This is a genomic window from Nonomuraea sp. NPDC050643 (genome assembly GCF_040654715.1).
Classification (GTDB): Bacteria; Actinomycetota; Actinomycetes; order Streptosporangiales; family Streptosporangiaceae; genus Nonomuraea.
In genome coordinates this window covers 186,724-207,557 of record NZ_JBFAIM010000009.1, presented here as the reverse complement: position 1 = coordinate 207,557, position 20,834 = coordinate 186,724, and the positions used below count along the sequence as shown (strand labels likewise).

Here is a 20,834-nt window from a genome sequence, read left to right as displayed (position 1 = left end):
TCACTCCTCTGCCAAGCCGCGCAAGTCTCGCTTGATCACTTTTCCGGCGGCGTTCCTGGGCAGCGCGTCCACGCACAGCAGCCGGGTGGGCAGTTCATGCTGGGCCAGCCGCTCGGACAGGAAGGCCCGCAGGCCGGCCAGCGTTACCGGCTCGCCTGCCACGACGGCCGCCGCCACCGCCATGCCCATGACCGGGTGCGGCACGCCGAACACCGATGCCTCGGACACGGCCGGATGCTCGTGCAGTGCCGCCTCGACCTGGAGCGTCGAGACCTTGAAGGCGCCCGACTTGATCACGTCGCTCTCCCGGTCGACGAGGTACAGGTAGCCCTCCTCGTCGAGGTAGCCGAGGTCGCCCATGCGTACCCAGCCGTCCCGGAAGGTGTCGCTCCGCTGCTCGCCGTAGTAGGACCGGGAGTGCGCCGGGGTGCGCAGCCACACCTCGCCGGTCTCGCCCGGCCCGGCCGGGGTCCCGTCGGCGCCCGCGATCCGCAGGTCGCCGCTCGCGTGCCCGAGAGCGCCCGGCCGGTCGGGGTCGTAGATCATGATGGTCTGGGCCGGGGCCGCCTCGGTCGAGGTGTAGTAGTTCGCGACCGTCGCGTTCGGGAACGCCTCGCCCAGCCGGGCCGCGACCGCGGGTGGCAGCGCGGCGGCGGCCGAGCCGAGCAGCAGCACGCTCGACAGGTCGTGGCGGTCCTGGACGCGCGCGCCGAGAAGCTCGATGGCCATCGCGGGCACCACGAACACGGTCCCCGCCGCGTACGACTCGATGAGCGCCGCGAAGCGGGCCGGCGTGAACAGCGGCAGCGTGACCACGGAGGGCGCGGCGGTCAGCGCGTGGAGCAGCATGACCTGGCCGGCGTTCGTGCCGATGGGGAACGCGTGCACGAGATGCCTGGAGTGCGCGAACGGGCGCCGTCTGGGGTGGACGGGCGGGGAGGCGAGGTTCGCGTGGCTCGCGGCCACGCCCTTGGGCTGTCCGGTGGTGCCGGAGGTGTAGAGGATCTGGGCGAGATCCAGCGGATCGACCTCAGCCGGGGCGGGGACCGGGCCGGGCGGGGTGGGGCCGGGCGCGTCGTCGCGGCGGATGGTCGTCGTCGCGCCGCAGTGCTCGACCAGGCGGGCCAGCTCAGGCGCGGCCAGGCGGTCCGACAGCGGGACCGCGACGGCGCCCGCCTTCAGCACGGCCATCCAGTGCACGGCGTAGTCGAGCCAGTCGGCGCCGCCGAACACCAGCGCGACCCGGTCGCCTCGGCGTACGCCCCGGACGAGCAGGCCATGGGCGGCGGCGGTGGAGCGTTCGTCCCACTCGCGGAGCGTGAGGCCGCCTGCTCCGGCGACGATGAGGGCTTCGTGATCGGGGGTGGTGGCGGCTCGTGAGCTCAGCAGAGCAGGGACAGGAAGGGCCGACTGAACCACCCCCCAAAATTTTTTATCGGGCTGCCGCAAGACGCTAGAAAAAATGCACAATCACGTCAACCCCTTACCTGTAGGCGCTTGCCGCCATCAGGCCCCGCATGACACACTCGCCCCGAATTTCCCAGAACGGGAGGGCTTTTCCAGGTGCAGACGGACGAGGAGCTACGCGGACGGCTCGCCGACATGGTCGCCAAGGCCACCGATGGCGCGGTCGAGGCGGCCGAGGTGCTGACGGGCGAGGCCAGGCTGGCCGATCTCGGCGTCACCTCGCTCGGCTATCTCAGGCTGATCGACGCGGTGGAGGCGGAGTTCGGCGTCGAACTCGACCTGGCGTCGGCCGACAGCCTGGACGAGCTGGTGGACTACCTGCGGCTCCATGCTTGAGTCGCCGCTCACGTGGGGACAGCAGGACATCTGGCGGGCCGTCGTGGCGGCGCGGCCGGAGGAGCACTATCTCAACATCGGCCGGATCTTCGCCGCGCCGAAGCGGCCCGTGACCGTCGAGCGCGCCGTCAACGCCCTGGACAGGCTCGTCGCCAGGCATGAGGCGCTGCGCACCCGGCTCAGCGGGCCCCGCGACCACCCCCGGCAACGGATCTCGCCCATCGCCCGGCCCTACGTCGAGGTGACGGACGAACCCGCGCAGGTGGTGTGCGACCGGTTGTCGGCCGAGCCGTTCGACTATTGGGAGGAGTGGCCGCTGCGGGTGGCGTTCCTCGTGAACGGAGAACAGGTCCGGCACGTCGTGCTGGTCCTGTGCCACCTGGCCGCCGACGGACACGCGGCCGAACTCCTGGTGAAGGACTTCCGGCTGCTCCTGCTGCGCGACTCGCTGCCACCAGTGGAGAGCGCCACACCACGCGAGATCGCCGCATGGCAGCGCTCGGCCGAGGGCAGCCGCGTGTCGGAGGAGGCCCTGTCCTTCTGGCGGTCCGAATACCGGCGCATGGATCCGGTGACCCTGTCGGACGCCCCCCGGCACCCGCGGTTCTGGGAGGCCACGATGACCTCCGCGGCGATCGCCGCGGCGGCTCAGGCCGTGGCGGCCCGCGCGCGCGTGAGCTCCTCGACGGTGCTGCTCACCGCCGCGATCCGGCTCGCCGGGCGGCTCACGGGCCAGCGGTTCTGCGGCATGCGGGTGATCGTCAACAACCGGTTCGCGGCCGATCGCCGCGACGTGGTCTCCACGATCTCGCAGGAGGGGCTCGTGCTCCTCGACCTGCGCACCTCGGACTTCGGCGAGCTGGTGCGGCAGGGCTGGCGCGTGGCCATGAAGGCGTACCGGCAGGCCCAGTTCGATCCGTACGCGATGGAGGAGGCGGTGTCGGGCGTGGGGGCGGGGATCAGGTCGTTCGGCTGCTTCAACGACCAGCGGCTGGTGCAGCGCGACGAGGCGACCCAACTGGACGAGCGGGCCGTCCGCGCCTCGATGGAGCGGACCGAGGTGGCCTGGACGGACACCATGGACCGCAACATCTGCGACTTCCGGCTGCACGTCGGCGGTGAGCCGGGGCGGATGGAGGTGTCGCTGTACGCCGACACCGCGCTGCTCGCGCCGCCGGCGATCGAACGGTTCCTGTTCGACCTGGAGTCGACGCTGGTCGAAGCGGCGTTCGCATGAGCCTGTATGCGGCGGCCACGTCGTGCGCGCAGGGCGAGGCCCTCCGGTTCCACCTGTGCGGCGACCCGCTCGTCGACGGCGGCACGATCACCGTCGAGGACGTGCCGTCGGGGCGGGTCGTGCTCCGCGACACCGCCGGCGGCGACACCTGGACGCTCGAGGTGGGCTCCGACTGGCCCAGCTCCCTCTACCGCGCGGTCCTGGGCGACGGGTGCGCGTATTTCGTCGTACGGGCGAGTGCGCCGGCCTCACCGGTGGTGGTGGCGATCCCCTTTCCCACCTGGGAGGCGTACAACCGGCCCGGCGTACCCGGTGAGGGGCTCTACCAGTCCGAGCAGCCCGATCGCGCGGTCAAGGTCAGCTTCGACCGGCCGGGGGCGGGGCCGCAGGTCGAGGAGTGGGAGCTCGGGCTGCTGCGGTGGCTCGGGCCGTCGGGATACGCGGTCGACTACTGCTCGGGGCTGGACCTGCACGGCGGTCTCGACCTGCTGAGCCGCTACCGGCTGCTGGTGATCAACGGACACGACGAGTACTGGTCGTGGGAGATGCGGGACGCGGTCGAGGCGTTCGCGCGGGGTGGTGGCAACATCGCCATCTTCTCCGGCAACACCTGCTGGTGGCAGGTCCGCTTCGAGGACGACCTGCGCACGATGGTCTGCTACCGCGACGCCGTCGCCGACCCCCTCGCGCGCACCGACCCCGGCCGTACCACCGTCGAGTGGCCCAGCGACCCCGTCAACCGTCCCGAGAACACCCTCACCGGGCTGACCTTCCGCAACGGCGCCGGCTGCTGGGTCGACTCGCGGGTGATGTCCCAGGAGTCCTACACGGCCCGTTTCGCCGACCACTGGGTCTACACCGGCACCGGCCTGCGGGACGGCGACACGTTCGGCAGGGGCGCGCTCGGTTACGAGACCGACGCCGCCGACCTGGAGTGGCTGGACGGCGTCCCCCGGGCCACGGGCCGCGACGGCACCCCGCCGTCGTTCGTCGTCCTCGCCACGGCGGACCTGTCGCACTGGCGCAGATACGGCAGGGGCGGCGCGGCCACCATGGGCGTGCACCGGCTGGGGGCCGGGACGGTCTTCAACGCGGGCACCATCAACTGGGGCAACACCCTGGCCGCCGACCCGGTCCTGGCCCGCATCACCCGCAACGTCCTGGACCACCTCTCCCGCCTTCCCGGCCCACCGCGATGGGAGGACATCGGCCCGGCCACCCCATCGCGTCCGGCCCTTTCATCGCACTCGGCCGCTTCATCGCGTCCGCCTGCCCCGTCGCGTCCGCCTGCCGCATCGTCCCCCGCCGCGGAGGCCCGGCCGGTCGCGCTGGTCGTGTGCGAGAACCGGCTCTTCGCCGCCGGGCCCGGCGGCGGGCTGAGCACGCGCGACCTGTCCGGCCAGAACCTGCCCTGGCGCCCGATCGACGCCACCGACGCCCAGGCGCTCGCCGCCCCCCGCGAGGCCCACGGAGGCCCGCCGGCGGGCCTGTACGGCCTGGCCCCCGACGGCGTCATCCGCTATCGGGACCCCGTCCTGTCCCCGGCCCCTTGGACGGACGTGAGCCGGGCCCCGGAGCGCACCACCGACCTGGCCGCCGCGGACGAGGCGCTGTTCGCCCTCACCTCGGACGACGAGCTCTGGCACCTCCCCATCCGCCGCCTCGCGGACGCCGCCTGGACCCGGATCGGCGGCGGGGGCGGGGCCACGGGCCTGACGGCGATGAACGGGCGCCTGTTCGCCATCGCGGGCGACCGCGTCCTGACACGAACCGTCGACCGTCGGAATCTCGACTGGACCGACCTCGGCCCGTCGTGGCCCACGACCGTCTCCGCACCGGCCCTCTCCGAGGATGGCGGCGTCTCCGCGAACGGGAGCCCCGGACCGCCCCTCTCCGGAGGCCGCGTCGCGCTGGCCGCCGCCTCAGGACGGCTGGTCATCGGGGCACCCGACGGACGGCTCTACTGGCGGTCGCTCTCGTAGGCCAGCCACTGCGCACACGTGTGCAGCCCGTAGTCGAGATCCACCTCCGGCCGCCACCCCAGCTCGCCGAAGGCCCGCTCGACGTCCACCGCCACTCCCTCCGTCACACCCGCGTCAGGCGTGGCCTCGATCGGCACGGGCCGGACCGCCTTGGCCACCGCCTCCGCCAACTCCAGCCCGCTCACCTCCCGCGGGGCGGCGACGTCGTACACCCCCGCGCCACGGGTGAGGGCGGCGATGACGGCGGCGGCGACGTCCCGCACGTGCACGAGCCGGCCCGCCCCGCCGTCGGCCCGCAGCGGCCGGCTCAGGGACGAGCGCAGCACCTGCTCCATCACCGTCCCGCCCGGCGGCATCCCCGGCCCGTACGGCTCACCGAGGCGCAACACCACCGCCTCCTCGACCTCGATCCCGCGCGAGCCACCTGAGGTCAGCAGGATCCTGCGCCCGGCGTGGCCCGAGAAGGCCGCCCGCGCCCGCCGTACCTCCTCGGCCGGATCCGTGCCGGAGTCCGTGCCGGCGTCCGGCGCGCAGACGTGCACCACCACGTCGGGATCGGGCGCGGTCAGGTGGCCGCGGTCGGCGAGCGCCCACGTGAGCTGTTCGCGCAGCCACGTGTCGGCCCCGGTCACGGCCACCGTCGGCCGCGCGGCAGGCCGAGGGGACGCCGAGAGCCCCGCAGCGAGCCCGTCCCGTGCGACGTCGTGGAGCTCCTCTGACAGCCGGGCCAGCTCACGAGAGCCGAGCTCATGGCAGAGCCCGCCGGCTCCCATGGTCCCCAGCGCCCGATCCAGCACCCGAGGATCCCCCGCGTTCTCCTGGACCACGCCCATGGCGAAGGCCGTGAGCCAGAGCGGCCACCAGCGGCCCGTGAAACCCGCCCGCAGGCCGCCGACGTCGAAGCCCAGCCCGTCCAGATAGTCCGCACAGCGGATGTCCCGCCACCCCGAGGCGCCGGGCACCGCGCACTGGGCCACCCCGCGTTTGAAGAACGGGATCGCGGCCAGGGACCCGAGCACCCGGTCCTCGCCGGAGAGCGGCTCGTCGTCGATGAAACAGGCAGAGCGCCGCAGCCCCTGGAAGTCGTTCTCCACCAGGCTGGCCAGGTCCTCGTGCTCGGCCAGGCTGGGCACCGCGACGTACACCGGCACACCGGCCTGCCGGAGGTAGCGGCCCATCAGGACGTCGTCCGGCCAGGTGCCGCCCCGATCGCGGGCCCAGCCGACGTACCCCTCGGCCACCCGCCGGGGCAGCAGCAGGGCCGCGACAGGCGTGTACTCCCCGGCCCCGCGCACCCAGCGCGCCCCGGCGAGCGCGCCCAGCCGCACGGCGGCGCCGTTGCGCGAGTTCCAGAACGCGAACAGCGCGAGCGCCGCGTCCGGCATGGCCCGCGCAGCCGCCGCCGCCCGCTCGAAGAAGGTCTCCGACAGCACCATGTCGTCATGGAGCAGCACGTGGTGGGTGGCTCCCTCGGGAATGCTCGACCAGGCCAGCAGCGACGTCCGGAACGCCGACGGCCGCCCTCCCGGATCCGGGTCGGTGACCACGTCCAGGACGCCGCCCGCCAGGCGGACGGCCGCCTCTCTGCGCTTGGGATGCGCCATCACCGCCCCGGTGAGCGTCACGTCCCCAGACATGTGCCTGCCGCGAGCTCACCCGACTCCAGCAGGGTCAGCGCGTCAAGCCGTCCGGCGCCCTCCCACTGGACCTCGCGGACGACGAGCAGCCCGGAACCGCACGCCACCAGCGCCCCGGCGGTGCCGGTCGACCAGACCGGCACCAGCACGGTGCCCGGCGGCTCCCGGTGCTCACCCCACTCGATGAGGTCGGCGCTGTGGACGAACAGCTTGCGCCCGCCGGCGAAGGTGAAGGCTCCCGGGTACGGCGCGGCCAGCGCGCGTACCCAGTCGTAGACCTCGCTCGCCGGCCTGGACCAGTCGATCAGGCCGTCCTCCGGCCGCCGCCGCTCCCACACCGACCCGCCCGGCGGCTGCGGGCGCGCCACCACCTGACCGTCGAGCAGCAGCGGCACGTACGTGGCGAGCAGTTCGATGTTGATCTCGGTCACCTTGCGGTACACCTCGGTGACGTCGTCGCGGCGGCTCACCGTGAACTCGCGCTGGGCGATGAGCTCTCCCTCGTCGGCGCCCTCGTTGAGGAAGAACAGGCTGACCGCGCTCGACCGGATGCCCTTGATGATCGTCCAGGGCAGCGGAGCCCGCCCCCGGCCCTCCGGCAGCCGGGTCGGGTGCAACCCGACCGCGCCGAGCGGGCACGCCGACAGCAGCGGATCACGGACGAGCTGTGACCAGCCGGCGACCACGAACAGGTCGATGCCCAGGTCGGTGACCAGCTTGTGCGCCCGGCCGTCGTTGATGTCGGCCGTCTCCAGCAGCGGGATGTCGTACGTGGCCGCCGCGTCCTGCAGCGGCGCGTAGCCCGAGCGGTGCTGGAGCTGGGGCGGGTAGCCGATGAGCAGCGACGGGGGAGTGCCCTGAGCGGCCAGGACGTCCACGGCCGGCGCCGCGAACTCCATACCGGTGCAGAACGCGAACGTCTTCACAGGACCTCCCTCAGCACGCCGAACGCCTCGGCGTGGGCGACTCCGATCTCTGCGCCGCGCAGCGTCGCCAGCGCCGTCACCGACTCCTCGCTCCTGATGTGCGGCGAGGGCCGGTGCTGACTCTTGTAACCCCGCAGCGCCTCCAGCTTGCGGTCCAGATGGGCGCTGATGTCGCAGTAGGCCGTCGAGCGCGGCATCGGCTCGGCCGCCCACTGGATCTTCGACATCTCGTACAGCAGCACAGTCGGCACGAGCCACTTGCCGAACTGCGGCGCGATGGGCCTGGCCGCCGCGAACCCGGCGCCGAACACCGCGAGGTGGTCCTGGTCGTAGTCGGCGAAGCTGGGCAGTAGCAGCAGGTCGGGCCGCCGCTCGTTCAGGGACCGCTCGAACAGGTCGACGAGCTCCCTGCGCGGCAGCGTGTCCAGCCGCTCGGTCAGGTCCCTGTCGCCGTAGGCGATCTCGTAGGAGAAGCCGAGCGTGACCCGGACGGCTTCGATCTCGTCCAGCCGCTGCCGATAGGTGGTGGCGCCGTCGAGGCCGTAGTGCCGCATGCCGTCGACCGCCAGATACAGGACGTGGACCTCGGCGCCCGCCCCGACCTGTGCGGCGATCAGACCGCCGCAGCCGAGCACCTCGTCGTCGGCGTGGGGAGAGATCACCAGTACGCGGTCAAAGCGGCGCATTCACTGCCCTCCGGTCCTCGCGGGCGCGATAGTAGGCGGCGGTGCTCAGGATGAGCTCGTCGAGCGCGATCCTGGGCTGCCAGCCGAGGCTCGTCGCCGCCCGCAGCGCCGGGACCTTGTGGAACGACTCCGCCTCCGCGTAGTGCGGCCCGTGCACGCTCCTGCCGTCGACGCCGACGATCGGCGACGCGCTGCCGAGCAGCTTCTTCACGCGATGGGCCAGCTCCATGATGGTGATGGCGTTCGCCGGGTTGCCGACGTTGATGACGGTGGCGTCGCCGTCCAGCGCCGCGTCCATGTGGTCGATGAGGAACCGGGTCAGGTCGCTCGCCGCGATGAACGCCCTGACCTGCTCGCCGCCCGCGAACACGGTGATCGGCTTGCCGGCCAGCGCCTGCTGGACGAACGTGGGCATGACGAACCCGCCCGCCCGCGACTGCCGCGCCCCCGCCACGTTGAACGGCCTGATGACGATTCCGCGCAGGCCGTGCTGCCGGCTGTTGGTGACCATCGCCTCGGCCAGCGTCTTGGCGATCGCGTACTCGATGCGGGTGTTGTACTGCGTCGGGACGACGATGTCGTCCTTCTCGTCGAGGACGCCGCTGCGGCCGTACACCTCGGCCGAGCTGAACAGGCACATCGGCGTTCCGGCGCCGATGCAGGCGTCGATGACCGGTGCGGTGCTGCCGATGATGTCGTGGCCCAGCCGCCCCGCCCTGGACAGGATGCTCGCGGGGCCGACGTAGGAGGCCGCGTGGATGACGCGGTCGGCGCCGGCGAAGTCGCCGCCCGCCGCCAGGTAGTCCTCCACACGCTGCCGGACGACCGTGCAACGGGGGTCGCGGTCGTAGTCCTCGCCGTCGATGACCGCGCCTGCGCTGGAGTCGATGATCGTTACGCGGTGGCCCGCTTCGAGATACGCGTCCACCAGGTGTGAGCCGATGAAACCGAGACCGCCCGTGACGATGACTTCGCCACTTGGAGCTCCCACAAGCCTGCCTTTCCCACGAAGTCGCGATTTCGAGGAAAAACGGCCACACCGGGGATGTACCGCCCCGGTGGCGCCTAGCGTGGGATTAAAACAGTTTTCGCCACACTTGTCACGCGTGGCATAAGTTTTCACCGGAGCGTACGAGAGCCCCTCGGTTCGGGTGGTACGGACGAGCCGGACGTCCTGCGGGTGGGCCGGACGGGGAAGGCGACGGCTACGACCTGGACCTCTGCGGTGGCGGCGGGCTCGGCCGCCTGACCTGAACGAGCGCTCGGAGCGCCGGGCGAATGGCCTGGCGCTCCGACCGCATGGGGAAGGCGCTTACGAGAGCCGGCAAGCGGTCACGGCGACAGAGCTGAGCACTTCGGAGTCTTCCAGGATCTCGATGCAGAAGGCCTCGACGAGCGAGTTGCAGGCGCTGACCCTGGCCGGGGTCGATGGATAGCCGTGGTCGTTGAGATAGAGCAGGCAGTCGTCCGGCGACTGTGGCGCGGCCCGCTGGACGCTTGCCACCGCCGGTCCGGCGGCTGCCGCCGAGACGGCCTGGGCCGGCAGGGCGGACATGCCCATCGCGAGCGCGGCCAGGCTCCCGGAAACTGCGATGATCTTCAGGATGCGCATGGTGGGTGGGGCTCCCCTCAGCATTTCCAACTACGGTCTGCGTGAATATCCCGGCGAATACGTAGTTTTGTATCGGCCCCAAGGAAGTGCCAGGACTTTACCCGGACATTCGCCGGACAATCACCTGCCCGGTGCTTTCCGCCTGCGCATTCTTCGTTCGGCAGGGGAGGGCGTGGCTGCCGGGCCAGGCCGGCGGCCACGCGACATCAAGCCTGGTTGACAGGCTCGGTGACAGGCTCCTTGAGGAAGACGATGCCGTCGATCAGGCCGAGGTGAGCCGGGTCCAGCGGGAAATAGGCGAAATCGTGGGAGACGCGCAGCGCGGGCTTCGTGATGACCTCGGCCAGGCGGCGGGCGTCGAGGAGAGAATGGTCCCAGGGGAGCGTGGACAGGATGCCCTCGACGGTGTCCGGGGGCGGGGTGTCGCCGCCGACCGTGCCGAGGACCGAGGCCAGGAAGGCGTATCGGTCGCCCAGATACGTCCCGGTGATCGCCCCCGCGCTCCACCACTCCAGCGCCTGGTCGCCGAACGGCATGAGGCTCTTGTTCCGCTGCAGGTGGAGGTTGTGGGAGAAGACCAGGGCCGGGCCGCGCTCGGCGATGGCCCGCAGGTTGGCGGCCATCATCGCGTCCCGCAGGGCCGACAGCCGGGTCCACCGGTCCGGGGAGGTGTCCGCCATCCAGTAGTGGTAGCGGAGCAGGCCGGTGGCGGTGCGCCCGTACAGTGCCGCCCGCTCCCTGTCCTCCGCGCTCAGCCCGGGCGCCTGCATGTCGAGCAGCGCCACCAGGTCGTCGGCGATCAGCCGCAGCGCCTGGGCCTCGGCGGACCGGCCGATCGACTGCGACGGATCCATGGCCGCGGCCTCGTTCGACCACGGCTCGTCCGGGCCCAGCAGCGCGTCGAGGCTCTCCCGGGAGCAGCGGAGCGGGCCGTCGAGGAGGTCGTGCAGGCCGGTGAGCGCCTGGCGCGGGCTCGCCGCCCAGTACTCCAGCGGGCCGTCGAACCCGAAGAACCGGAGCTTCTCATCATGTTCCTCGTTGTACGCCCGCATCCAGCGCACGAGCTCACGGTTGCCCGGTGCCGCGCCGAAGTTGTGGCTGAAGCCGCGCTCCATGACGTCGTCGAGTGTCCCCGCTCCCGTCGTGACGTAGGCGTCCACGACCAGGCCCATGAGGCAGTCGCTCTCGATCGCGAACGACCGGTAGCCCTCGTGCTCGACGAGGTGCCGGAAGATCTCGTTGCGCAGCTCGCCCATGTCCACCACGAAATGCCTGGCCTCGCCCAGACCGAGCAGCAGGGGTCTGGCGGGCAGCGACCGGAGGAAGGCCGAGATGCCCGCGCCGTCGAGTGGGCGGGCGGTGTCCTTGATATCCATGCCTTCAACGGTATCGTTGAACTTTCGGTGTAAACTTTTCCCCGAAAATACTGGATCTACTGCTAGAGACCTTCAATCGGCGATGCATCCGGCAAGCAGGCGCCCACCATTTTCTGAGTGGCGGAACGTCGGGCGGGCGCGCAATCGGCACCCGTCCGGAAGCCGGCGGGCCGAACGGCCCGCCGGCCGGGGGCTACTCCATCCCCGGGTGGGTGATCTGCCGCTCGCCCATCAGCCGGCGGAGCGTGTTCTTGAGGTTGGCCTCTTGGACGAACAGGTCGTGCTCGGGACGGACGTCGGGAGCGTGCTGCGGGCTCTTGAAGTAGAACGACAGCCACTCCTGTACGCCCTTGAGCCCCGCCCGCTTGGCCAGGTCCGTGAAGAGCACCAGGTCGAGCGCCAGGGGCGCCGCCAGGATCGAGTCGCGGCACAGGAAGTCGACCTTGATCTGCATCGGATAGCCGAGCCAGCCGAAGATGTCGATGCTGTCCCAGCCCTCCTTGCTGTCACCGCGGGGCGGGTAGTAGTTGATGCTCACCTTGTGCTGGACGTTGCCGTAGAGCTGGGGGTAGAGGCTCGGCTCCAGGAGGTGTTCGAGCACGCCGAGCTTGGTCTGCTCCTTGGTGCGGAAGCTGCCGGGGTCGTCCAGCACCTCGCCGTCGCGGTTGCCGAGAATGTTCGTCGAGTACCAGCCCTGGAGCCCCATCATGCGGGCCTGCAACATGGGCGCGAGCACGGTCTTCAGCAGGGTCTGCCCTGACTTGAAGTCCTTGCCGGCGATGGGCACACCGGCCGTGAGGGCGAGCTCCACCATCGCCGGCACGTCGACGGTGAGGTTGGGCGCTCCGTTGATGAAGGGCACGCCCTCCTTGAGAGCCGCGTACGCGTAGAGCATCGAGGGCGGGACGCTCTCGTCGTTCGCGTCCATCGCGGCCTCGAACGCCTCCAGATCCTGGTGGGCCGGGCCGGGCTCGAGAAAGGTCTCGGTGGACGCGCACGAGATCACGACCATGCGGTCGCAGGAGTGCGCCGCCTGGAAATCGCGGATGTCCTTGCGGAGGGCCTCGGCGAGGTCGCGCTTGCCCGCCTTGGACTTGACATTGGGGCCGTCGAGCCGCCGCACGCTGTTCTGGTCGAAGACGGCCGGCATGGGCTCGATCTCTTTCAGCGCGTCCGCGATCGGTTCGATATGGACGAGCCGGTCGAGCACGCCGCATTTCAGCGCGGCTTCGTAGGCCGTGTCCGAGATCGGATCCCAGGCGCCGAAGACGAGCTGGTCAATGCCGGCCAGAGGCACGAAGTCGCGAATGGGCCGTACCCGGTCGTCACTCCGTTCGCCGAGGCGAATGGTTCCCATCTGAGTGATCGAACCGATGGGCTCGGCATGACCTCGCCTGATCAGCTCGACGCCGGCGATAACGGTCGACGCCACGGCGCCGAGCCCCACTGTCAGGACGCCCAACCTACCGGCGGCAGGCTCGATGTGGTGCTTGGATGTCTCCACGAAATCACTCGCCTCCAGGATGATGCCGTGCCGGCACGGCAGCGCCGGCAGAGCTTGAAACCACTGCGCCGAAATACGGCCGGTCTGTGTTCGACGGTGCTCCGGCGCGTGCCCGACGACTGCGCCGACGCACTCCGCCCGCCGAACCGGCGGTCCACCCGCTCGGCGGGATTGCCCTTCACTCCTGAGCCCGCACCTCGCAATCCAGGCAAAAGCTGCGTTCTCGACGGCAGATCGTGTGGCTCGATCTGTCAGCCCGATGTATCGAGTTGATACATCAGGACGATAGGTGCTCGAGTCCTGCCGCGCAAGGCGACCCCCGGTGCGAAGGAGCCTGCCGAGGGACGCCCCTGCGCACTTGGTCCGGAATGCCCGCTACCCTCAGCCTCCGGCGGCATTACCGCCGAAGCCGAGACGTGCGGAGGAGACGGCGATCTCCTGGGAGCTATCGTGGATCTTCGAACGCGTGCGCGGGAAGCGGATGGCGATGAAGTGAAGAACCGAGGAGAGGCGATAGTGAATTTTCCGAAACTCCTGCCGGGGCAAACCTGTCAGGTCTGGACCGTCGACCCTGCCGGCAAGAATCCCGTCAAGCAATTCGAAACGTCACAGCGCCTGCTCTCGTCGCCGAACTGGCTGCTCTCCGGTGACGCCTTGGTGCTCAATGGCGAGGGCCTGCTCTGGCGGCTGTCCCTTTCCGCGACGCGACCACTCGATCAGATCGTGATCACGGGGATTCCGCAGCTCAACAACGATCACGTGCTCGATCCCGACGGTGCGCACATCTATCTCTCGGCCTACGACCGGCAGATATATCGAGCCCCCATCAGCGGTGGAGCCGCCGAGCTGATCACCGGGGATCCATCGGGCGACGGAATATTCCATTTCCTGCACGGCGTACACCCCCGCGGCGACCGCCTCGCGTTCATCGGGCTGCGGCCGGCGCCGGGGAACCAGCGGACTCCGGGCAACGTCTTCACGATGTCGGTGGACGGTGGCGGTTATCGCAGACTTACTTCCGGGCCTGGGCATTCTGACGGATGCGAGTACTCGCCGGACGGGGAATGGATCTATTTCAATACCGAACTATTCGATGAGCACGCCCAAATAGCCCGCATTCGCCCCGATGGCAGTTCTCTCGAGCAACTGACCTTCGACGACCGCGTCAACTGGTTCCCGCACATCTCGCCCGACGGCAGGTGGGCAACGTACATCTCGTTCCCGCCCGGCACTCAAGGCCATCCCGCCAACGTCCGGGTCGACGTGAAAGTCGTCGCGCTGGACGACTGGTCCGCGGCCACGACCGTCGCCCATCTCTTCGGCGGTCAAGGCACGTTGAACACCCCGAGCTGGGCCCCTGACAGCTCGGCCTTCGCCTACGTGAGCTATCCGACCGACTGACGCCGCTCTCAGGCGCACGGCATGGCGCCGAGGCCAACATGACGATCACTGACCGGCCGGCTGGTCCACACCCCCAAGATCACCGAGGCGGCCCGGCGGTGCCAGTAGGCCGCTGATCACACCGGCTCATCACCGGTCTCCGTCTCCGTGGAGCCGACTCACGGGTGGTAGTGCTGAGAGAGCGTGGTGATCTCCGTGCCGTCCGAGAGGTCGACGGAGATGGTCTTGAAGGAGCGGAAACGCGGGTCGAGACCGCCACGTTCCAGGCTCGGCTCGGGCGTGGCGCGCAGCAGCTCGATGAACGTCGCGACGCCGTAGCGCGCAGCGACGGGGCCATCGCTCATGTCCATGAGGACGACCGTGGCTCGCCGGGCCAGCCGGTAGGTCTTGGCGGGACCGGAGACCGGCTCGTAGCAGCCGTTGTTGGCGACCCTGGGGCCGCAGACCAGGGTGGAGGGCCTGGCCTGCAGCACCACGCGATCGCCGTCGACACTGATGCCGCTGACGGTCAGCACATCGGGTGCGGGTACGCGGTGTTCGCCGCGACGGTCGCAGATCTTGGGGCGCGGACGGGGCCCGAGACCGCTGGTCGCCGTCGGCTTGGGAAGGTCGGCCGGAGATGAGAGGGAGGACGACGCCGAGACGGGTTGCCGCGGCAGCGCGGCCGGGGCGGTCGCGCGACTGTGCGGCGTGACGGTCTGGATGACGGCAGGCCGTGGCTCGGCGGTCTGGGCCGAACAGCCGGCCGCGGCCAGCGCGGCGGCCGACAGCGCGATCACGCGTAGCACGCTCAAGGTGAACCCCCGGACCCCGGCGATGACGATCATGGGAGTACGACGACACGTCCCGCGCGAAAGTTCACGCTGAAGAAACGTTGACGCCACGTCATCAGGCCGTGACATACCGGCGACATACCACCTCTCATTAGCGTTGCCCCGGCCAACGATCGGACCCCCGGTTGCCGACCTGCACGACTTGTGATCATGACCTTCGAGAGGGACGACATGAAGATTCTGCGTAACGTGGCGGTCGTCGCCGCCATGGGCCTGGCCGCGTCGATCACGGCGGCGCCCGCCATGGCATCCGCCGACCAGTACCTGATCGCGCGCTGCGCGAAGGGCGACTTCGGCATCGAGATCCGCGTCCGCTACGCGACGTCCGCCACGAACCACCTGTTCACCCAGCTGTCCTGGCGGATCGCCGGCGACGTCGGCGACAACAACACCGTCCGCTTCCACTTCATGCAGGACGCCCAGCCGGACATCATGTTCAAGACCTTCAACTACCAGGGCGGCAAGACGGGCACGCGGAACATCTCGGTGGTCAGGCCGAAGCCGCACCAGGTGTACGTGAAGTTCGGCGCGCAGTTCGACACGAGCGCCTCATCCGACCCGGGCTGCACGGCCCAGACCCGCGGCATCTAGATGATCGATGCCAGGGGTCTGGCCACGGTCAGTGGTCGTATGTGATCAGGGATCGTTTGACTGGCTGGCAGGCCGAGCCGTGCCTCGCGCTCATCGACCTTGGCACCGCTCAGCGCGGACAGCACCGGCAACCCGCCCAGCGTGCACAGCAGGTGCAGCCGAAGCCCCCAGAAATAACGCCCTCTGACCCCGAAAAGGGCTGAACAGGTCGCTCCGGCACGCCACCCATGGCTCCCCCGGCGCCTTGGGGAGCCATGGGTGGGGGAGATCAGTCTGTGCAGATGGTGTTCCGGGCAGGCAGGGCGCGTTCGGTCAGGTAGTGATTGGTCGCGTCCCGGACGCACTGCGAGATCGCGAACATGCTGTAGTCGTCGCCCTCACGACTGAGCACCACGCTGCCGGGCAATTGGCGTGCCATGGCGTACCCCGCCGCGTGCGGTGCGAAGACCTGGTGCGTGGACTGCACGATCAGCGCGGGTGGCGCGCCCGCTATGGGCTTACCGGCATGCACCGGCTTGGGCGGGACCGGCCAGCCGATGCAGCCGGACAGTGCGATGGCGGAGGAGACTGCTCCACCCAGATGCGGGGACCTTTCGACGAGCCGTTGCCGCACCCGGGACAAGTGACCGAAGGAGCGGATCTGCCTCGGGTCGTCCGCGCACGCCTGCGCCCGCGCGTGCACTGGATCGAGCGCCGTCCTGTCAGCAGCGGTGGCGAACAGGGTGGCGTCCCCGGCCTCCGCCTGGAGGATGGCCGCGGCGAGCCGCGGCCAGCCGATCTGGACAACCGGGAGGAGCGGCTGAGTCGCCTCTTGGATGTCCTCGCCGGTCATGGGATGGCGCACAGCGCCCGCAGGGATGGGCCGGCGGTTCGCACGCTCAACGAGCGCGTCGTACCTGGCCGCCACGTCCTGCCCGCGCAGGACGCAGTCTTGCGAGGTGGCACACCACTCAGTGAACCGGTTGAAGGCGTTCTCCGCGGCGCCCGCTTCCTGGAGTGCCCGGTCCGCGGGTGACACCGTGTCGTCGATGGCGGTGTCGAGGACCATGGTCCGCAAGCGGCCGGGGAAGAGCTTGGCGTAGGTGCGGCCGAGCAGATCGCTGTATTCGATCCCGTACCAGTTGAGCTGCCGCTCGCCGAATGCGACCCGTACGGCGTCGAGGTCGCGAGCGGTGCTGACCTGGTCCATGTGAGCCACCAGGGAACCGTTGCGCCGCACGCAGTCTCGCCCGAGCATCCGGTTGTGAGCGGCAAGCTGGTCGAAAGCCGCCTTGCTCTTGGGAAAGTAGCTGACGCCGGCGGGCTTCAGCGATTCCACGCAGCGGATGGGCGTGCTGTGTCCGACGCCGCGGGTGTCGACGGCGACGAGGTCGAATCGCTGGGGCATCGCCCCGCCGATCTGTGTCAGTCCTTCCAGGGCGTACCGGAACTGCTCGATCGCCGACAGGCCGCGCCCGTTGTTGATCAGCAGCGTGCCGATGCGGTGTGCGGGGTCGAGCGCGGGCTGGCGGACCAGTGCGAGCGTGAGGTGAGCGCCGCGAGGCCGCGACCAGTCGATGGGAACCCGCATCGTGCCGCACTGCTTGCCGGCGAAGACGGGATCGGTGCAGGCCTCCCACTTGATCCGGTGCGTCGAGTGCCGCAACTCGGCCGCGGCCGCGGGTGTCGCCACTGTTGTTGCCACCGTGGCTGCCACTGTTGTTGCCACCGTGGTCGCCACCGTGGCGGCAAGCACCCATCGCCAGCTCCGACGAAGTCGGCTCATCTGATCGTTTCGTAACACGTTGGTTGTCCCCCTTGTGGACTTCTCGGCTGATCGCGCCATCTGAATTCGCCCGTACGGACTGACGACCGATGCGGCGTGCGTGGCCGCGCCGCGGAGCGCTTGAGCATGATGGAGAACGCCCGGACATGATCGGTCGGTGATGGCGACGCCAGGCTAAGAGCGACCGCCCCGGCCGTAGTAGTGCTAGATTTTCTTGACACTGTCAAGGAGGACGAGCGGGCCGTGACGAGCCAGCGATCGGTGCGCGAGCGGCGCCGCGCCGTGGCGATGGCCGAGATCCTGGCGACGGCGCGGCGGCATGTGGCCGCCCAGGGCGCCGCCGCCCTGTCTCTGCGTGCCGTCGCCCGCGAGCTGGGCATGACCGTGCAGGCGCTGTATCACTACTTCCCCAGCAAGGGCCACCTGCTGACGCCGCTGATCGTGGAGGCGTACGAGGAGCTCGCCGCGGCCGCCGAGACCGGCGCCGGGCACGGCCGGGGATCGACCGCCCTGCTCGTCGCCGCCGAGGGCTACCGCGCGTGGGCACTGGAGAACGTCCAGCTCTTCCACCTCATCTACGGGACGCCGCTACCGCACTACCGGGCTGCCCCGAACGGCCCCACGACGTCCGCGGTGCGACGGATCAGCGCCGTGTTCCACCGCGCCCTGTTCGACGGCTACACCGCCGACCAACTGGCCCGTGCCGACGCGCCCGACCTCAGCCCCGCGTTGCGCCGGCGCCTGGAGAGCCTGCCGGAGCAGGAGGAGCTCGGGGCCCTTCCGGCCCCGGCGACGGCGCTCTTCATCAGCGCGTGGGGGCACATGCACGGCCTGGTGGTGCTCGAGGTCTTCGGCCACCTGTCGTTCATCGGCGCCGAGCAGTCGGAGATCTTCCGCATGGCGATGCGCAATCTCGAAAAAGACATCCGGCAGCGTGTGCCGTCGGAGCGCAAGAGACCTCTCGCTGAGAACGCGCCGGAGGACTTCTTCCCCCAGAAGGACCACTGAGGTGCCCGGCGAGGGCGGGAAACGCCGCCGTGAAGGCGGCGCCGCGACCCGGGGACGTACGCAGGTCGATCCAGCCGCTGTGGCGAGCCCCCCGACCCACGCACCCCGGGTGTCCACCTCATCAGCACAAACGTCGATCGGTGACACGAGAACGGCCTCGGGGAACATCGATCAACGTTCACCTTGACCGGTGCGGTCTCGGAGTGGCGGGCTTCGCGCTGCCGGTCGGCCTCCTCCCGCGGCTGCCGGGCTCGTACGCCGTCAACGAGGAGGTAGAGGTCTGGATGCGTCGCCATCTCCTGGGGCGGTGTGCCGCTGGTCCCGCCATCCCGCGCGCCCGAGGATCCGGTCGATCACCGGCCCCTTGGCCTCGGCGTAGTAGTGGATGTCACGCCATTCCCGCTTCGCCAGCTCGCGTTTGGCGGCCGCGTAGAGGTCCCGGTCGCTCTCGCTCGTCGTCCGGGTCGTCGACGCCGACGACGATGTCGATGATGGGCTTCGCGGCCAGGCCGGGCACCGCGGTGGAGCCGATGTGCTCGATGAGCCGTGCTCGCTCGCCGAGGATCGCCCGCAGTTCGGCGGCCCGCCGTTCGAAGCGCACCGGCCAGGAGGGGTGGTCGTCGGCGATGGTCACCGTCGCCGGACGCAGACCGTGGACCAGCACGGCGGACAGCTTGGCATCATCGTACAAATCAGATATTTTCCAGCCCTCCCGTGGGCAGCGGACCAACGTAACCGACGGCTCGGATCGTGGTCAACGGTGTCCCTGCCCCGCCACGGGACGGTGCTCAGGCCACCTCGATGACGTTCAGGCGAACCACGTCCAGCGCCGCGAGCACGTCCTTCCTGCTCTCCGCCGCCGGCCACACCATGTCCACCGAGGCCGTCAGCCCGCCCTGAATCGCCCGATGCCGCACGCCGGCAGCAAGACCCGCACCCGCCGGCCGATCAGCCGCACCGGCACCGAGCAGCGCTTTGCCGACATCCCCTGTCGCTCCCCGGCAAAGATATGCAGAAAGGGGGACGCCCGGAGGGGACGGCCCCGGCGATCCTTCCAGCATGAACATCGTCGCCTCACTCGTCATCGGCGCGGTCACCGCCGTCGCCCCGGTCACGACCACGCCACCGTCGTGGCAGGACTGCGGAGACGGTCTGCAATGTGCGCAGATCCAGGTGCCGGCCGACTGGGCCCGCCGATCAGGGCCGAAGGTCACGATCGGTCTCGCCAAGCTGCCCGCCCAGAACCAGGCAGGCAAGAAGGGCGTGCTGCTGGTCAACACCGGTGGGCCTGGCGAGCAGATCACGCTTCTCCGCCAGGGACAGAAATACTTCAAAGATCTCACCCAATGGTTCGACGTGGTGATTTTCGACCCGCGGGGGTTCGGCAGGTCCAGCGCGATCAACTGTCCTGTCCCCGCACCGTTCGCCACCGAATGGGTGTTTCCGAGCAAGCCGGCCTACGACGCGTACGCTGCGAAGAACCGCACGTTCGGGGAGGCGTGCGCCAAGGAGGCCGGGCCGCTGTCGGGAAACCTCAACTCCTGGCAGATCGCGCACGACATGGAGGCGATCAGAAAGGCCCTGGGCCAGGCCAAGCTGACCTACCTGGGCAACTCGCACGGCACCGTACTCGGGCAGGCCTACGCCGAGTTGTTCCCGCGCAAGGTCGGCCGGATGTACCTCGACAGCGTGTGGGACCACACCACGCCCGGCCTGCGCGAGTGGCTCCGCCGGCGCGCCCAGGCCCTGGAGGCCAACGCCGGACGCTTCGCCACCTGGTGCAAAAGCACCACCACCTGCGCGCTGCACGGCAAGGACCCCCTGGCCGTCTGGGACGAGGTGATGGACAAGGCCCGCCGCGAGCCCATCCCCGCACCCGAGGCCGGTCCCGAGGTGCGCATCAGCGACACCGAGATCGCCTCTCGCGCCAACTTCACCTACGAGGCCACCTGGGAGCGCCTGGCCGCCGGACTCGCACGGGCGCAGGCCGGTGACGCCTCGTTCTTCGCCAAGGTGGAAGGAGTGCCCGACCCCAGCCTGTCGCGCGTCATCCTCTGCGCGGACCTGCCCTACCCCGGCTACGACAAGCTCAAGAAGCTGGAGAGCGCGCTGCGCCGCGACACGCCCCACATCGGCTGGCGGATGGTGTGGCCGATGGCCAACCACTGCGCGGGCCTGCCGCCGACCAGGACGTACCCGCCCCACCCCATTAAGGCGCCGGGCCTGCCGCCCGTGCTCATCGCCAACGGCGACTACGACGACAACAGCCCGGCCGCCGACGGCCGGCGACTGGCCGCACAGCTTCCCCGCGCCCATTACCTGAAGGCTGTGGGAGGACATGCCCTCTACTTCTCCGGCCACCCGTGCGTACGCGAACACGTGCACCGCTACCTGACCACGGGCAAGATGCCGCCACGCAGCGCCTCCTGCGGACCGGCGAAGTAGCACGGCGGCCGTGCGCGCCAGACAGGGA

At 70.0% G+C, this 20,834-nt stretch carries 19 protein-coding genes; 7 read left to right on the top strand and 12 right to left on the bottom strand.

Annotated features, from left to right (window positions below; genetic code table 11):
• Positions 1–1,419, bottom strand: a complete 1,419-nt coding sequence (locus AB0I15_RS14590) for an AMP-binding protein (RefSeq protein WP_358094766.1) — start codon at positions 1,417–1,419, stop codon at positions 1–3.
• Positions 1,420–1,563: 144 nt separating this feature from the next.
• On the opposite strand from AB0I15_RS14590, the gene AB0I15_RS14585 reads away from it, so the two are divergent.
• Genes AB0I15_RS14585 through AB0I15_RS14575 form a run of 3 tightly spaced genes read left to right on the top strand, consistent with a single transcriptional unit; the run spans position 1,564 to position 5,022 of the window.
• Positions 1,564–1,803, top strand: coding sequence for an acyl carrier protein (locus AB0I15_RS14585; RefSeq protein ID WP_358094764.1), 240 nt, complete (start codon positions 1,564–1,566; stop codon positions 1,801–1,803).
• Complete coding sequence (locus AB0I15_RS14580; RefSeq protein ID WP_358094762.1) at positions 1,796–3,040, top strand: condensation domain-containing protein; 1,245 nt, start codon at positions 1,796–1,798, stop codon at positions 3,038–3,040. Before AB0I15_RS14585 ends, AB0I15_RS14580 begins: the two co-directional genes overlap by 8 nt.
• Positions 3,037–5,022 (top strand): N,N-dimethylformamidase beta subunit family domain-containing protein, encoded by a 1,986-nt coding sequence (locus AB0I15_RS14575; protein ID WP_358094761.1) that lies wholly within the window; start codon positions 3,037–3,039, stop codon positions 5,020–5,022. The genes AB0I15_RS14580 and AB0I15_RS14575 overlap by 4 nt, the downstream gene beginning before the upstream one ends.
• Here AB0I15_RS14575 and AB0I15_RS14570 read toward each other — a convergent pair.
• The 7 genes from AB0I15_RS14570 to AB0I15_RS14540 all read right to left on the bottom strand — a co-directional run bounded on the left by AB0I15_RS14570 (position 5,001) and on the right by AB0I15_RS14540 (position 12,763).
• Positions 5,001–6,659: a hypothetical protein gene (locus tag AB0I15_RS14570; RefSeq protein ID WP_358094759.1), complete on the bottom strand. Its 1,659-nt coding sequence runs from the start codon at positions 6,657–6,659 to the stop codon at positions 5,001–5,003. The two genes, AB0I15_RS14575 and AB0I15_RS14570, sit on opposite strands and share 22 nt — an antisense overlap.
• On the bottom strand, positions 6,644–7,585 hold the full coding sequence (locus AB0I15_RS14565) for a methionyl-tRNA formyltransferase (RefSeq protein WP_358094757.1): 942 nt from the start codon (positions 7,583–7,585) through the stop codon (positions 6,644–6,646). The genes AB0I15_RS14570 and AB0I15_RS14565 overlap by 16 nt, the downstream gene beginning before the upstream one ends.
• Positions 7,582–8,271, bottom strand: a complete 690-nt coding sequence (locus AB0I15_RS14560; RefSeq protein ID WP_358094755.1) for a PIG-L family deacetylase — start codon at positions 8,269–8,271, stop codon at positions 7,582–7,584. Before AB0I15_RS14560 ends, AB0I15_RS14565 begins: the two co-directional genes overlap by 4 nt.
• Positions 8,258–9,262: an NAD-dependent epimerase/dehydratase family protein gene (locus AB0I15_RS14555; RefSeq protein WP_358094753.1), complete on the bottom strand. Its 1,005-nt coding sequence runs from the start codon at positions 9,260–9,262 to the stop codon at positions 8,258–8,260. Before AB0I15_RS14555 ends, AB0I15_RS14560 begins: the two co-directional genes overlap by 14 nt.
• Positions 9,263–9,583: 321 nt before the next feature.
• Positions 9,584–9,883 (bottom strand): hypothetical protein, encoded by a 300-nt coding sequence (locus tag AB0I15_RS14550; RefSeq protein ID WP_358094751.1) that lies wholly within the window; start codon positions 9,881–9,883, stop codon positions 9,584–9,586.
• Between the two features lie 206 nt (positions 9,884–10,089).
• A complete protein-coding gene (locus tag AB0I15_RS14545; RefSeq protein ID WP_358094749.1) occupies positions 10,090–11,259 on the bottom strand; it encodes an erythromycin esterase family protein in 1,170 nt (389 codons plus the stop codon).
• Positions 11,260–11,452: 193 nt separating this feature from the next.
• Positions 11,453–12,763: an inositol-3-phosphate synthase gene (locus AB0I15_RS14540; protein WP_358094748.1), complete on the bottom strand. Its 1,311-nt coding sequence runs from the start codon at positions 12,761–12,763 to the stop codon at positions 11,453–11,455.
• Between the two features lie 450 nt (positions 12,764–13,213).
• On the opposite strand from AB0I15_RS14540, the gene AB0I15_RS14535 reads away from it, so the two are divergent.
• A complete protein-coding gene (locus AB0I15_RS14535) occupies positions 13,214–14,164 on the top strand; it encodes a hypothetical protein (protein WP_358094746.1) in 951 nt (316 codons plus the stop codon).
• Between the two features lie 158 nt (positions 14,165–14,322).
• Here the strand turns inward: AB0I15_RS14535 and AB0I15_RS14530 are convergent, their stop codons facing one another.
• On the bottom strand, positions 14,323–14,991 hold the full coding sequence (locus tag AB0I15_RS14530; protein ID WP_358094744.1) for a hypothetical protein: 669 nt from the start codon (positions 14,989–14,991) through the stop codon (positions 14,323–14,325).
• Positions 14,992–15,168: 177 nt separating this feature from the next.
• On the opposite strand from AB0I15_RS14530, the gene AB0I15_RS14525 reads away from it, so the two are divergent.
• Positions 15,169–15,588, top strand: coding sequence for a hypothetical protein (locus tag AB0I15_RS14525; protein WP_358094742.1), 420 nt, complete (start codon positions 15,169–15,171; stop codon positions 15,586–15,588).
• Positions 15,589–15,856: 268 nt separating this feature from the next.
• On the opposite strand, the gene AB0I15_RS14520 is transcribed toward AB0I15_RS14525, so the two are convergent.
• Entirely contained in the window at positions 15,857–17,323 is a 1,467-nt protein-coding gene (locus AB0I15_RS14520) for an alpha/beta fold hydrolase (RefSeq protein WP_358094740.1), read from the bottom strand.
• Positions 17,324–17,596: 273 nt separating this feature from the next.
• Here AB0I15_RS14520 and AB0I15_RS14515 point away from each other — a divergent pair, with 273 nt between their 5' ends.
• Positions 17,597–18,361, top strand: a complete 765-nt coding sequence (locus AB0I15_RS14515) for a TetR/AcrR family transcriptional regulator (RefSeq protein WP_358094738.1) — start codon at positions 17,597–17,599, stop codon at positions 18,359–18,361.
• A gap of 388 nt (positions 18,362–18,749) precedes the next feature.
• Here AB0I15_RS14515 and AB0I15_RS14510 read toward each other — a convergent pair whose 3' ends face one another.
• Positions 18,750–19,052 carry a GrpB family protein gene (locus tag AB0I15_RS14510; RefSeq protein ID WP_358094736.1) on the bottom strand — a complete coding sequence of 101 codons (303 nt, stop codon included), beginning with the start codon at positions 19,050–19,052 and terminating at the stop codon, positions 18,750–18,752.
• Positions 19,053–19,149: 97 nt separating this feature from the next.
• Positions 19,150–19,278, bottom strand: a complete 129-nt coding sequence (locus AB0I15_RS14505; protein ID WP_358094734.1) for a hypothetical protein — start codon at positions 19,276–19,278, stop codon at positions 19,150–19,152.
• Positions 19,279–19,420: 142 nt separating this feature from the next.
• Between AB0I15_RS14505 and AB0I15_RS14500 the strand changes: the two genes are divergently transcribed.
• Positions 19,421–20,806 (top strand): alpha/beta hydrolase, encoded by a 1,386-nt coding sequence (locus AB0I15_RS14500; protein ID WP_358094732.1) that lies wholly within the window; start codon positions 19,421–19,423, stop codon positions 20,804–20,806.
• Positions 20,807–20,834 lie beyond the last annotated feature (28 nt).